Raw genomic sequence first — 12,858 nt, forward strand, 5'->3', positions numbered from 1 at the left:
TAAACACCTTTAATGCTAATTTACTAGTGGTCATAAGCAGGTAGCGATTTTAAATTATTGTTAAAATAAATATTTTAATCATACCAATATGATTGGATATTTTTTTAGAAAAAGATCATGTTTTTCGAATTAATCTTGTACATCTTTGCCTGATCGTACAGTTAAATCTTTCAATATAACTTATTTTTCCTGATCCTTTGCGAACAGGGTTATGTTATTTCCAAGGGGATAATTTCAAAAATAAGCTGAGAATTTATCTGCAGTATTTTTTTTAAAATCAATGGGAAATTTAGCCATTAAAACTTCTCCTGAAGTTTTTGTTCTATTTTCAACGTGAAAAGCGAGTATTTTGCGTGCATTACAATCCCATAGTCATTGATCATTTTTTTATTTCTAACAAAACTCCATAATTCATCTACTCCTAGTACAAGCACTTCAAATTCATTAATTTCAGCGATAATCCCTGCATGTAAGCTCTTTGGTAAAGACTAAAAGGTTTTCTCCATAAATCTTAGTAACCATGGCATACTCATATCGAATATGCGGAAAATCCTTTGTGGATAGAGCCATTTTTCTTACGGTATGTGAGCAGTAGTTAGGGCAAGAGGTTCTTCATTGCTACAATAAAGCACTTGCAAATAGGTTTTTATGAAAGAGAAAATTTTAACTCACATGGACTTCAATTCTTTAAGCTTCTAGATTGCGTCTAGCCATATCAATTTGACGACGTAATCTTTCATCTTTTTTCACAAGACCTGCGATTTTTTTCCAAGCATGTAAAAGAGTAGAGTGAGTTTTGCCCCCAAAAGCAGAGGCAAGACGTATAAGGGAATCGTTAATGAGTTCTTTAGCAAGATACATAGCAACTTGTCTAGGAAATGAGACATCTTTTGAGCGAACAGAGCTTTTTAAATCACTAATCCGTACTCCAAAAATGGTAGCTACGCTTTTTAAGATGTTGTCTACAGAAATCTTTTTATATGAAGAGGTTTGAAATAATTCACCTAAGGTGCTTTCTACAACTTCTTGTGTAACATCGAGTTTCATCAAGCGACAATAAGCATTTAAACGATTGATAGCGCCTTCAAGTTGACGTACGTTGTTATAGATGTGCTCTGCAATAAAAAATGCAATCGATTGAGGAAGACGAAATCCTTTTTGTTCTGCTTTGTGTTGTAGGATCGCTACTCGTGTTTCTAAATCGGGGATTCCTACATTGGCTACAAGTCCCCATTCCATTCTTGCAATTAATCGTTCAGAGAGTTTGAGTTGTCCTGGAGGTTTATCACTAGTAATTACGATTTGTTTTCCCTGATTGATCAAGCTCTCAAAAGTATTGCAAAACTCTTCTTCGAAATTAGGGCGGTTTTGTAAAAACTGAATATCATCCACGAGTAAAACATCTAAAGAGCGATAGAACCGTTTCATGCGATCTAAAGACTTATTGCGTAAATTATCGACTAAGTCATTAATGAAAGCTTCTGTGGTAATACAATAAACACGTAATTTTTTATGTCTTTCTCTTACTTGATGACCGATAGAATGCAAAATATGGGTTTTGCCTAAACCCACTCCTCCATGAATAAACATAAGAGTATAAGATTTACCAGGACGAGTGGCAATTCCTACAGCAGCAGATTTTACAAATTGATTCGAAGGACCTTCAATGAAATGTTGAAATGTATAATTAGGATTGAGCTTTACTTCTAAGGCGTGTTGAGAAGCAGGTGAAGCTAGCTGGCTCAAAGGAATTTGTGGTAAGGGCTCTGCTTTTTTTGTTTCTGAAATAGTAAAAGATAAACTAAGTTCACCTGTTGTTTTTACTGATAGAAAAGAACTGAGTTCTTTTTTGTAATTATTCATGAGATATTCTTGAACAAAAATGTTTGGCACTTCAAGGCAGAGTTCTTCAGTGCATTCTTCTCGTATACGAATCGGAGCAAACCAATTCTGAAATTCTGTAGTGGAACATCGTTTTTCAACAGTTTCTAAAAATTCCGACCATGCTTCTTGCGGTGTTTTTGTCAACATAGATTCCTAATTAATTACACTTATGAACAAACTTTCCACAGATACTTCTGGGCTATCTTTTATGTCGTCAAGTTAACATTGATGAACAAAGCTGGCAATAGATTTTTGCTTAGGTTTGTATGATCGAAGAGGTAAATAGTTAAGTCTTAAAAAGGCAAGGAAAGAAAAAAAATATAATCAACTCTTTTATTTAAAAAGTGGTTTCAAAGTTATTTAGCTATACGCTATGACAAGAGCTGTAGCTTGATTGATAATTTCAGGGTTTTGACTTCTTTCCAGTTCTTTAGCTTGAGCTAATGCTTGCTTTTTGTAACCTAAAGCGAATAGAACCTTTACTCGATTAAGTAGAGTAGGTTGGTGAAGTGGATCGAGTTTAAGTGCTTTTTCAATATAATTTAACGCCATTAGGTTATTATTTTTTTGTAGATATAAAGCACCAAGGGTCTGAAGATCGTAAAGAGAAGAGGGAGATAAAATGATAAGCGCTTCAAAAAAAGTGATCGCAATATCGTATTTGCCTTGTTTAATATAAGAGTAACCGACAAAACGTAAATCGGAGAGCTCTTCGTCACTCCATCCTAATATAGATATCCAATCGATTTGATTCATGGTTATAAGTCAGCCTTTATGATATTGCCCTCTTCGAGCATTGATTTCTTGGATTTCTTTGTCTAAATGCATAATGGTTTGTAAAACAGAGACGAGTATTTTTTTCTCTTTCTCATGATATTCTTTTTCACGATCGGAATGATCTGATCCTTGCTCTTCTTCTTGCTGTTGATTACCCTTTTTTTTTCTAGAAAAGGTTTTCAGAGAAATGATCTTTTGCGTTTGCGTTTCATGTTTTTCTTCCGATCCTAAAGAAGGGATCAATTGAAACATAAAAAACCGCTTTTTTTGCTCAAAATATCCTTTAGGAGGAGTGAAAGTTGCCCATGTTTGCTGTTTTTGAGGTTCGAGCAAAATTTCTAACTCTGTTAGAAAGAATGGGTAGGTAATTTCTATTTCTGTCTGTTCTTGAATGCCCTGAGCTTCGACCAGTAGCTTTTGATCGAGCTCTTTTAAATCCTCTGCATATCGAGTTGAGACCTCAATTCCTAAGTTATCAATTGTACGTGGTGGCATAGCTGTTTACCTAAAGTTGTTTTATGCTCTTATTTAAGAGATTTGCCATGTTGCGTCTAAATTATCAATAGATCGGTGCTTTTAGGATAGAAAAAATCTCTTTTCCACCAATTTCCCTTTAATAATAATTTATTTTTAATAATTAACAATTAGCATTTTAGAACAATGTTTTTTACTAAAATTTACTTAAGATTCTTGCCAACTTTATGTTTTAGTGATAGATTGTGGGAAAATGTGGGAATGATAGGCCAAGTATCTTTATGCACAAGTTCTTTTTTAGTGGATCAACAGTAACTAAAATTGATGAAAAAGGAAGATTTGTGCTTCCTCAAGGGATGCGTTTTGGTTTGGTGGAAAATGGTATATTAGAGTTCAGTTTAGGTCTTGGATTAGGAGGATGTTTAGCTATTTATCGTCAAAGCGATATTCAAAGAATTATAGCTAAATTTCAAGAAAAATCACATTTAGGCAAATATCAGAAGTTTTTTACATTGTTTTTTTCCACACTATACCAAACTACATGCGATAAAATTGGAAGGGTGCATGTTCCATCCACGTTGAGAAAAGCAGTAGGAATTACCTCTGAAATTGTAATCGCAGGCGTTCTTAACAAAATTGAAATTTGGCCAAAGAAAGAGTACGACACACAGCTTGAAGCGGTGCTAAGCGGTGAAGATATTGATATGAATTTGGCTAAACTAACAGAAGAAGCATTTGCTTTACTCGAAAAACCAGAAGAGGAAATGGATGACATATAATCGACAAACAGAACATGTTTCGATTTTGGTAGAGGAAATGTTACGTTTTTTTCAAGATTCACAGCTATCTATTTTTTTTGATGGAACGTTGGGAGCAGGAGGGCATGCAAAAGCCATTTTAAAAGAGCATCCAGAGATTCAGAGATTTATCGGTTGTGATAAAGACCCAGAGGCTCTTGAGATTGCAGCTAGAGTGCTTGAACCTTGGAAAGATAAGGTGGAAATGATTCAAGGGAATTTTGCAAGCCTTGATCAATATTTAAATGAAAGAAACATTCAATGCGTGGATGGTTTTTTTTTGACCTAGGAGTGTCTTCTATGCAATTAGACAAAAGGCGTAAAGGTTTTAGTTTTTCAGAAGAGGGGCCTCTTGATATGAGAATGGACCCTTCATCTTCTCTTACTGCCATGGAAATTGTAAACCATTGGACAGAAAAGCAATTAGGTGAACTATTTCGTTTGGGCGAAGAGCCACGTTGGAAAAGAGCCGCTAGAGCAATTGTGGAAGAAAGACGCAAGAGGGTCATTAAAACCACAACTCAGTTAGCTGATACCATTTCCTCTTCTTTGAAGACGCTTTTGAAGGGTAAGCTCCATCCTGCAACCTTGATTTTTCAAGCTCTGCGTATGTGTGTAAATCACGAGTTGGAAGGAATCACCGAAGGCATTACCAAAGCAATTCAATATCTTTCCTCTGGTGGTATTATGGGTGTTATTAGCTTTCATAGTCTAGAAGATCGTATCGTAAAGCATATTTTCAGACAAGCATCAGATCGATCTAAGTCTCGTGTTTGTGAGCCGGTTTTGCATGTAATGACAAAAAAACCAGTAGTTCCTACTCAAAAAGAGATGCGTATAAATCCTAGAGCTCGAAGTGCAAAAATGCGTGTAGTGGAGAAAATATAGGGATCAAGTGATCATGTTAAAGAGAGTATTTATTCAATTAGCTTGCTGTATAGGGGTTTTTGGATGCTGTCTTTGCTTTTATATAAATACACAAAATGCAGTGACTCGATTGCGATTAGAAATTCCTATACTCTCTTCTGAGCTCAATAAGCTAAAAGAACAGAATAATCGCCTAAAATATGAAATCGATCTTTTTGAGAGCCCTGAACATCTTATGCAATTAGCACGCTGCAGCGAGTTTAGTCATTTAAAATATCCAATGCTACAAGAAGTTCTTACAGTTTCTGAAACTGCTATCATGTCAAAATCTCCTCTAGAAAAAGAGAAAGACCTTCCTATTCTTAAATGGAATCTCGCGGTTGGGGCTAAGCAATAATGTTAGATAGTAGTCCCTCGCCTTGGCTAGTAGCTTATAAGCGCCTAGTATGGGTTTTTGGAGGGGTTTTTCTCTTATTTTCTATACTTATTCTTCGATTTTTTCATCTGCAAATTATTGAGGGCGAGAAATGGGAGAAAATGGCTCGTACTCAACATCAATTGCTGATTACAGAGCCTTGTAAAAGAGGTGTATTTTATTCTAATACAGCTTTAAAAAAAGGACATCCAGAGAGCCTTCAAACTTTTGTTATCGATATTTTAAAATTTCATTTGTATTCTGATCCTAAATCCATTCCTAGTTCTCATCGAAAAGAAATTACAGATAAAATTGCTGATGTTTGCCTTTTAAATAAGGCAGAAGCTGAAAAGCTCCAGGAACACTTGAAACTCAATACCCGTTCGCGAAAACTTGCTATGTGGTTGAGTCAAAAACAAAAAAATACGCTTCAAGAATGGTGGTTTGCTTTTGCTAAAACACATAAAATTGCCCGAAATGCACTTTTTTTTATTCAAGATTATCAACGCTCTTATCCTTTTGGAAAACTACTAGGCCAAGTTTTGCATACAGTCAGACAAGAAAAAGATCAAAAAAGTCAGAAAATTATACCAACTGGTGGTATGGAGTTGTTTTTTAACACCATTTTACAAGGCAAAGAGGGGAAGCGTTATATTTTACGCTCTCCCCGTCATTCTTTAGAGACAACAGAGGTCATCGCAGAACCAGAAAATGGAGCGGATATACATTTAACCATTAATCACCATTTACAAGCTCTAGCAGAAGAAGAAATTTATAAGGCTGTAAAGCTTGCTAATGCAAAGAGTGGATGGGCTGTTTTAATGGAACCGCATACGGGAGAAGTTTGGGCCTTAGCGCAGTATCCGTGGTTTGACCCTCGAGATTGTCAAAAGTATTTTAATGATGAAAATCTGATAGAGCATACAAAAGTAAAAGCTATTACAGATCCTTTTGAGCCTGGTTCAACAATGAAGCCATTAACAGTGGCACTAGCCCTTAGAGCTAATTTAGAATTACAAAGACAAGGCAAATCTGCTTTATTTGCGCCGGAGGAAAAAATCAAAGTGATAGGCAAGACTTTTCCTGGACGTAAAAAAAGACCTATTCGTGACGTGCGCTCTCATTCTTATTTGAATATGTATATGGCGCTGCAAAAGTCTTCAAATATTTATATGGCTATTTTAGTGGAAAGGATAATTACAGAGCTTGGAGAGCAGTGGTATAGAGATGCTCTACAAGATATTTTTGGCTTTGGTCTAAAAACGGGGATTGAGCTTCCTTCTGAGAGTACAGGATTTCTGCCTGTACCTGGAAAAAAGTCAAAAAAAGGAAAAACATACTGGTCTGTTCCCACACCTTATTCCATGGCTTTTGGTCATAATATTGCTGCGAATAGTCTACAAATGTTACGAGCCTATGCTATTTTGGCTAATGGAGGAAAAGATGTAAAACCCACTTTAGTACGTAAAATTACTCGAAAAAAAAAAGAAGGCTTAGAAGAAGTTCTTTTTGACAATACAACTCAGGAAAGAGTAAAAGGTTTTCCTAGGTTATTAGAACAAGAGGTTATAGGACATGTTTTAAAAGCTTTAAAATATGTGACAAAACCAGGAGGCTCTGCTGCTAAAGCAGATATTTATGGATATACCGAAGTGGGAAAATCAGCAACTTCTGAGAAAATTGTAGGCGGGGTGTATTCCAAAAAGAATCATATCTCTTCTTTTATTGGATTTGCTCCTGTTTCTTCTCCTCGCTTTGTGCTTTTGGTTGTGATTGATGAACCTGAATACAAATATATTCCCGGAGTAGGAAGAAACCAGCATGGAGGTAGATGTGCAGCTCCTGCTTTTAGAGAGATTGGACTGCGCACATTAGAATATCTTGGTATACCCCCAGACGATCCCCATGGGTATTCTCCTCAAGATCCTAGATATGATAAAGAAAAAGGGGATTGGCTAAAAGAGAGTCGAGCTTTACTGGAATTATATAAAAAATGGAACGGATAAAATTAAAAAGTCTTCTTAAGCGTCTAAAAATTAAAACCTATAAAGGTGTTAAAGACATAGAGATTACAGGGATTTGTGCAAATTCTAAACTAGTAGCTCCTGGCAACTTATTTATTGCTAAAAAGGGTTTATTCCATGATGGAGCAGAGTTTATTTCAGAAGCAATAGCTGCTGGAGCTACTGCTGTTTTAACCGATTTATATAATCCTTTTCTATCTGATGTAGTGCAAATCATCCATCCTGATGTGAATGCAATAGAGGCTCTACTTGCAAAGGAGTATTATCATCTTGCTGATGAAAAGCTATTTCTAATAGGCATTACAGGCACAAACGGCAAGACAACAACAGCTTGTCTTATTAAACATATTTTAGATAAGCTTGGTAGTTTATGTGGATTGATTGGTTCTATCGAGTGGATTATTGGAAAGCATCATTTTCCTGCAACCCATACTACACCTGATGTCTTAACTAATTTCAAACTCTTTAATGATATGGCTCTTGCTAATTGTAAAAGTTGTGTAATGGAAGTGTCTTCACATGCTTTAGATCAAGGTCGGGTAAAGGAGATTGAATTTGATGTTGCTGTGTTTACAAATCTTGACCAGGATCATCTAGATTACCATATGTCTATACAAAACTATTTGCAAGCTAAGCTTGCGCTATTTTCACAACTCAATCCCTTGGCGCATAAAGGTCCAAAGACCGCTGTTATTAACCTAGATAGTGTTTATGCGGAAGAGATTATGAAAAATACTAGGGCTGATCTACTTACTTATGGTATGGATTCTAGAGCAGACCTATATGCACATCAAATAAAGTTAACTCCAGAAGGTATAGAATGCTTTGTTCATTACCAAGAAGAAAAGGCAAAACTAGTCTCTCATTTAATTGGTAAACATAATTTGTATAATCTTCTTGCTGCAGTAGGAGTTGGTTTATCTCACGGATATTGTTTGAAAAAAATTATATATACCCTAAAATCATTTAATCGGGTGCCAGGGCGTTTAGAAAAAGTAACTAATTCAAGAGGTCTTCACATTTTTGTAGATTATGCCCATACGGAGAATGCTCTCGAATGTGTATTATCGGCTCTTAGAGAGATAAAGTCGGGTAAATTAATCGTTGTATTTGGGTGTGGAGGCAATAGAGACCGTCAAAAAAGAGCTAAAATGGGCAGTATTGCAGAAAAATTAGCGGATGTTGTAATTGTAACTACAGATAATCCTAGGCAAGAAGATCCTCAAGTAATTGTAAATGATATTTTAAAAGGATGTAAAAATCCCAATGCCATATTAACGATTTTAAATCGTAAGGAGGCCATTTTTTCTGCAATAGAAAAAGGCTCTTCTAAAGATATTGTATTAATTGCAGGAAAAGGACATGAGATCTATCAGGTCTTTTCTCAACAGTCTGTGGTATTTGATGATCGTTTAGTTGCTAAGTTAGCTTGTGAAACTGCAGTTTTCAATTGAAATAAGGGGTTACATGAAAAGATTTAGGTTTATATGCTGGAAGATTTGTATAGGGTTTATTTTCTCTTTTTTATTTTTACCTAATGACTCCGATGCAACAGTAGCAGGATATATAAAACCTCTTGTTGTATTAGATGCCGGGCATGGTGGGAAAGACAGTGGAGCCAGCTTTGGCAACTTTTTAGAGAAGAGGGTGAATATCATTACCGCTTTACTGGCAAAAAGACATTTGGAAGGCTTGGGTTACCGTGTAATAATGACTCGTTCTAAAGATATTTTTATTCCTTTAGTTCGGCGTGTTGAAATTGCAAGCCAGGTTAAAGCAGATATTTTTGTAAGTATCCATTTTAACTCTTCGAAAAATAAACAGGCAGAAGGAATAGAGGTTTATTATTATTCGTTAAAACCTCTTCCTCGTAATAGAGCTTCTCAGCAGCTTGCTAATTGTGTTCTAACTAGGTTAATCGATCAAACAGAAGCTAATTCGAGAGGGGTTAAAGCGGGTAATTTTCATGTCATTCGCGAAACCACTATGCCAGCTGTACTTATTGAAGGAGGCTTTATTACCAACATCCAAGAAAGACAAAAAATAAGACAAAGGACATATCTTGATCAAATCGCCTTGGGAGTTGCACAAGGGATAGATAACTATTTTAAGATGAATAAATGTCCTCGGCGCGAGTTGAACGCACGACCTGCCGCTTAGGAGGCGGCCGCTCTATCCTCCTGAGCTACGAGGACAAAAGAGTAGTTTGTCTGAAGATTGAATAATTGTCATCCATTCTGTATACTAAAAAGCTTACATGAATAGAGAACTCTTAAGGAGTAATAATGGCAGAGGCTAAAGCTGATTTGGGATTAATAGGATTAGCTGTTATGGGGCAAAATCTCGTATTGAACATGAATGACCATGGCTATAGAGTTGCTGTATTTAATCGCACTACTACAAAGGTAACAGAATTTTTATCAGGCCTTGGAGAGACCCAAGTCATAGGGACGTATTCCTTAAAAGAACTGATCTCTAGTTTGAAAAAGCCGCGTAAATTATTATTCATGGTTAAGGCAGGTAATCCCGTTGACGACCTGATCGATGAATGTCTACCTCTTCTAGAACAAGGCGATATCATCATCGATGGAGGCAATAGCCACTATCCCGATACAAAGAGAAGAGTCGATTTTTTACAGAAAAAGGGAATTCTATTTATCGGTGCAGGAATTTCTGGAGGAGAAGAAGGAGCAAGACTTGGGCCTTCGATTATGCCAGGTGGTAATAAGGAAGCATGGCCCATTCTTAAACCAATTTTTCAGAACATTTCTGCAAAGGCAACAGAAGACGGTCTTCCTTGTTGTGAATGGATTGGAGAGGGGGGGGCTGGTCATTATGTGAAAATGGTACATAATGGGATTGAATATGGAGATATGCAACTGATTGCAGAGGCTTATTTTTTACTAAAGACATTTGTTAGTAATGATCCAGAACAACTACATGATATTTTCGTAGAGTGGAACCTGGGTTATTTAAATGGTTTTTTAATGGAAATTACAGCTAAAATCTTTTTGCAGAAAGAGCAAAATGGAACCCTGCTATTAGACCATATCCTAGATGTAGCAAATCAAAAAGGTACAGGGAAATGGACAGGCGTTAGCGCTTTAGATTTAGGAGTCCCTGTGAGCTTAATCACAGAGGCTGTTTATGCAAGATGCTTATCTTCTTTAAAAGAAGAACGGTTGCAAGCTCAGAAATCATTTCCTCAAGCCATAAATTCTTATACCGGTACAAAAAAGCAGTTAATCTTAGATATAAAACAAGCCCTATATGCCTCTAAGATTATCAGTTATACACAAGGCTTTATGCTGATGCGAGCCGCTGCTAAAGAGATGAAATGGGATCTTAATTACGGATCTATAGCGCTTATTTGGCGAGCTGGGTGTATTATTAGAAGTGGATTTTTAAATGATATTAAAAAAGCTTACGATATAGATGCAGATCTACCAAGCTTGCTTTTTGATGCCTTTTTTAAAAAGGCAATTATCAATGCCGAAGTTTCTTGGAGAAAGGTAATAATCACCTCTGTACAAGCTGGAATCCCTATTCCTTGTTTCAGTTCAGCGCTTGCATTTTTTGATGGTTATCGTAGTGGATATCTTCCAGCTAATCTCATTCAAGCCCAAAGAGACTTCTTTGGAGCGCATACATATGAAAGAATTGACAAACCGCGCGGACAGTTTTTTCATACCGATTGGAATAAGATGGAGAAAAGCTCTTAACCAATCGAAAAAGCGGATAAAGAGTGAATAACCGTACGTGCTAATTCGGGGATGGTCATCCTTGTTAATTTGGAGGTTGACTTAGAGTAGTTTTCTCGATAATCTACTTTAATAGCTTCTAAGGTTTGCTCTGCAAAGGAAGCGCTTTTTGCAATAAAATTGATTTCGTGATCAGAATTTGGGCCTAAGCTTTTGTAACCAAAGTTACTGCTTCCTGCAATTATCGTATCGTCTACGATAATCACTTTTTTATGAAGAGTGGTTTTATGTACTTTGAATTCATAAATATCAATATTTTCTTGGTATTCCTTATGCACTGCATTTTTAAATGCAATATAATTAAATCGGTTACGAGGACCAAAAGCTTTATGGCCCATTGGACTATTCTTGTCATATCCATTGGTAATAAGAGTAACAGGTATTCCACGATTTGCTGCATTAACCAAAGTATCAAATACTACTTGAGAAGGGTGAAAATACATATGATCAATCACAATGCGCGAAGTTGCTTGATCAAATTGCATAATTAATTCTTGTTCAAAAACGTTATTAATACTCTCTGGCCCTGTGAATAAGATTTTTGCTTCTACATCTTTATTCATATTCGAATTTTGATGAAATTGCTCAATCCTTGTATGAACAATAGGTAAAGGTCGATTTATTGCTTGATCTAGAAGAATCTTTTCAGTTACGCTACCCTGCTCTTGACTCTTATTATAATGCATCCATGCGTAAGCCAATTGAATTGTCTCTAGATGAACTCTACCTCCAACTCCTTTATATTCTTTTTCGTCGTGAAAGACAAAATCTTGATCGCGAAAGCTGCGAGGTAAAATCTTATGAAGCAATCCTGCTTTATGTGGACTAAAGAAAGTTTTTTTATTAGTTAGACCATTATCATAAGCATATTTATCTTCTATTCCGCTTCCTCCTAGTATAAAATATTTACCATAGTCAATAGAGAGGATTTTAGAATGATTAGTTGAAAGTTTTGCTTTTTCTCCAATTGTCCATATATCAGAGCTCTCTATTAATTGGAATCTATCGGAATAAGCAATCATAAGATGATTAATTTTTTCACGATTAGATGAATCAATAAACTTATCAGAAGATAGGATTACTACTTTTAATTGAGATTTTTTTTCTAATTGATCTTTTATCATTGATAAAAGTTCATCAAACGCTTTCCCTCCACAATAATTACCAGATAAAACAATGTTCTGATCAGCTGCTTGAATAAGTGTTTTTTTCCATTCAAAAGATTCTATAGTGTTTTGGCAGGCAATTGCATTGCATGAACTGAATTGATTTTGTGCAATTGGCTGTCGAATGGATTGCATAAGCTTTTTGGATAGACCTGGAAAAATGGTTTTTCTACCTCTATACAAAGAAGATATAGTAGAAGCAGAATTTGAGAAGAATTGTTGTATATAAATACAAGAAGCAGATCCACTAAAGATTCCAAGTGAGCCCGCTGGTATAATTTTTATAGAAAAGATAAATTTGAATACTGGTGCAAGGAATAAAGCCTTTAAAACAAAAAGGCACGTTTTGTAAGCTAAAAAGGGTTGTTGCTTATTTGTTTCTTTTTGATTTGTAGATGAATCTGAACTGTTATTAATATTATTAATAAACATATATATACCTATATGTAATACTATATTATACAATTAAACAGTATAATTAAACAATAAATATTTTAAAGAATTAATTGTTTTGCACATTAGAATCATACTTTTCAATAATTATAAAAGTTGTAAAGAGCACAAAATTAAAGATTTGTATTTAGGATCTGAATTTTGATGTATTTTATAAATTAAAAAAATAAATTGAATACTTGTTAAGTTAACGTTGTTTCAGTATTCATTTAGCAAATAAAAGTTGCTAATATTTTGTAG

The 12,858-nt window shown here is 35.4% G+C and carries 10 protein-coding genes, 1 tRNA gene and 2 pseudogenes; 7 read left to right on the top strand and 6 right to left on the bottom strand.

Going from position 1 to position 12,858, the window contains the following annotated elements:
* Positions 1 to 118: 118 nt before the first annotated feature.
* The 4 genes and pseudogenes from RHAB15C_RS07235 to RHAB15C_RS01595 all read right to left on the bottom strand — a co-directional run.
* Positions 119 to 214, bottom strand: a pseudogene (locus RHAB15C_RS07235) (IS1 family transposase); the annotation flags it as partial.
* 473 nt (positions 215 to 687) lie between these two features.
* Entirely contained in the window at positions 688 to 2,031 is a 1,344-nt protein-coding gene (gene dnaA / locus RHAB15C_RS01585; RefSeq protein ID WP_194845037.1) for a chromosomal replication initiator protein DnaA, read from the bottom strand.
* Positions 2,032 to 2,244: 213 nt separating this feature from the next.
* Positions 2,245 to 2,640 (bottom strand): type III secretion chaperone, encoded by a 396-nt coding sequence (locus RHAB15C_RS01590; protein ID WP_194845036.1) that lies wholly within the window; start codon positions 2,638 to 2,640, stop codon positions 2,245 to 2,247.
* Positions 2,641 to 2,649: 9 nt separating this feature from the next.
* Positions 2,650 to 3,156 (bottom strand): DUF5399 family protein, encoded by a 507-nt coding sequence (locus RHAB15C_RS01595; RefSeq protein WP_194845035.1) that lies wholly within the window; start codon positions 3,154 to 3,156, stop codon positions 2,650 to 2,652.
* A 260-nt stretch (positions 3,157 to 3,416) separates the two neighbouring features.
* Here RHAB15C_RS01595 and RHAB15C_RS01600 point away from each other — a divergent pair, with 260 nt between their 5' ends.
* From RHAB15C_RS01600 to RHAB15C_RS07410, 6 genes and pseudogenes are all read left to right on the top strand, one after another.
* Complete coding sequence (locus RHAB15C_RS01600) at positions 3,417 to 3,914, top strand: division/cell wall cluster transcriptional repressor MraZ (protein WP_194845034.1); 498 nt, start codon at positions 3,417 to 3,419, stop codon at positions 3,912 to 3,914.
* 37 nt (positions 3,915 to 3,951) lie between these two features.
* Positions 3,952 to 4,820, top strand: a pseudogene (gene rsmH / locus RHAB15C_RS01605) (16S rRNA (cytosine(1402)-N(4))-methyltransferase RsmH).
* Between the two features lie 13 nt (positions 4,821 to 4,833).
* Positions 4,834 to 5,196, top strand: a complete 363-nt coding sequence (locus tag RHAB15C_RS01610; RefSeq protein WP_194845033.1) for a hypothetical protein — start codon at positions 4,834 to 4,836, stop codon at positions 5,194 to 5,196.
* Complete coding sequence (locus RHAB15C_RS01615) at positions 5,196 to 7,220, top strand: peptidoglycan D,D-transpeptidase FtsI family protein (protein WP_194845032.1); 2,025 nt, start codon at positions 5,196 to 5,198, stop codon at positions 7,218 to 7,220. The genes RHAB15C_RS01610 and RHAB15C_RS01615 overlap by 1 nt, the downstream gene beginning before the upstream one ends.
* A complete protein-coding gene (locus RHAB15C_RS01620; protein WP_246587583.1) occupies positions 7,208 to 8,692 on the top strand; it encodes a UDP-N-acetylmuramoyl-L-alanyl-D-glutamate--2,6-diaminopimelate ligase in 1,485 nt (494 codons plus the stop codon). Before RHAB15C_RS01615 ends, RHAB15C_RS01620 begins: the two co-directional genes overlap by 13 nt.
* A gap of 13 nt (positions 8,693 to 8,705) precedes the next feature.
* A complete protein-coding gene (locus RHAB15C_RS07410) occupies positions 8,706 to 9,398 on the top strand; it encodes an N-acetylmuramoyl-L-alanine amidase family protein (RefSeq protein WP_194845041.1) in 693 nt (230 codons plus the stop codon).
* Here RHAB15C_RS07410 and RHAB15C_RS01630 read toward each other — a convergent pair.
* Positions 9,360 to 9,433 (bottom strand) — tRNA-Arg (locus RHAB15C_RS01630). The genes RHAB15C_RS07410 and RHAB15C_RS01630 overlap by 39 nt on opposite strands.
* Positions 9,434 to 9,523: 90 nt before the next feature.
* Between RHAB15C_RS01630 and gnd the strand changes: the two genes are divergently transcribed.
* Positions 9,524 to 10,960 (top strand): decarboxylating NADP(+)-dependent phosphogluconate dehydrogenase, encoded by a 1,437-nt coding sequence (gnd, locus tag RHAB15C_RS01635; RefSeq protein WP_194845031.1) that lies wholly within the window; start codon positions 9,524 to 9,526, stop codon positions 10,958 to 10,960.
* On the opposite strand, the gene RHAB15C_RS01640 is transcribed toward gnd, so the two are convergent.
* Entirely contained in the window at positions 10,957 to 12,597 is a 1,641-nt protein-coding gene (locus tag RHAB15C_RS01640) for a phospholipase D-like domain-containing protein (protein WP_194845030.1), read from the bottom strand. The genes gnd and RHAB15C_RS01640 overlap by 4 nt on opposite strands.
* Positions 12,598 to 12,858: the final 261 nt, after the last annotated feature.

The organism is Candidatus Rhabdochlamydia porcellionis, from assembly GCF_015356815.2.
Lineage (GTDB): Bacteria > Chlamydiota > Chlamydiia > Chlamydiales > Rhabdochlamydiaceae > Rhabdochlamydia > Rhabdochlamydia porcellionis.

Excerpts from the sequence above, each read along its gene's own strand:
- dnaA (WP_194845037.1), bottom strand. The coding sequence starts at position 2,031 with ATGTTGACAAAAACACCGCAAGAAGCATGGTCGGAATTTTTAGAAACT.
- RHAB15C_RS01590 (WP_194845036.1), bottom strand. The coding sequence starts at position 2,640 with ATGAATCAAATCGATTGGATATCTATATTAGGATGGAGTGACGAAGAG.
- RHAB15C_RS01595 (WP_194845035.1), bottom strand. The coding sequence starts at position 3,156 with ATGCCACCACGTACAATTGATAACTTAGGAATTGAGGTCTCAACTCGA.
- RHAB15C_RS01600 (WP_194845034.1), top strand. The coding sequence starts at position 3,417 with ATGCACAAGTTCTTTTTTAGTGGATCAACAGTAACTAAAATTGATGAA.
- RHAB15C_RS01610 (WP_194845033.1), top strand. The coding sequence starts at position 4,834 with ATGTTAAAGAGAGTATTTATTCAATTAGCTTGCTGTATAGGGGTTTTT.
- RHAB15C_RS01615 (WP_194845032.1), top strand. The coding sequence starts at position 5,196 with ATGTTAGATAGTAGTCCCTCGCCTTGGCTAGTAGCTTATAAGCGCCTA.
- RHAB15C_RS01620 (WP_246587583.1), top strand. The coding sequence starts at position 7,208 with ATGGAACGGATAAAATTAAAAAGTCTTCTTAAGCGTCTAAAAATTAAA.
- RHAB15C_RS07410 (WP_194845041.1), top strand. The coding sequence starts at position 8,706 with ATGAAAAGATTTAGGTTTATATGCTGGAAGATTTGTATAGGGTTTATT.
- gnd (WP_194845031.1), top strand. The coding sequence starts at position 9,524 with ATGGCAGAGGCTAAAGCTGATTTGGGATTAATAGGATTAGCTGTTATG.
- RHAB15C_RS01640 (WP_194845030.1), bottom strand. The coding sequence starts at position 12,597 with ATGTTTATTAATAATATTAATAACAGTTCAGATTCATCTACAAATCAA.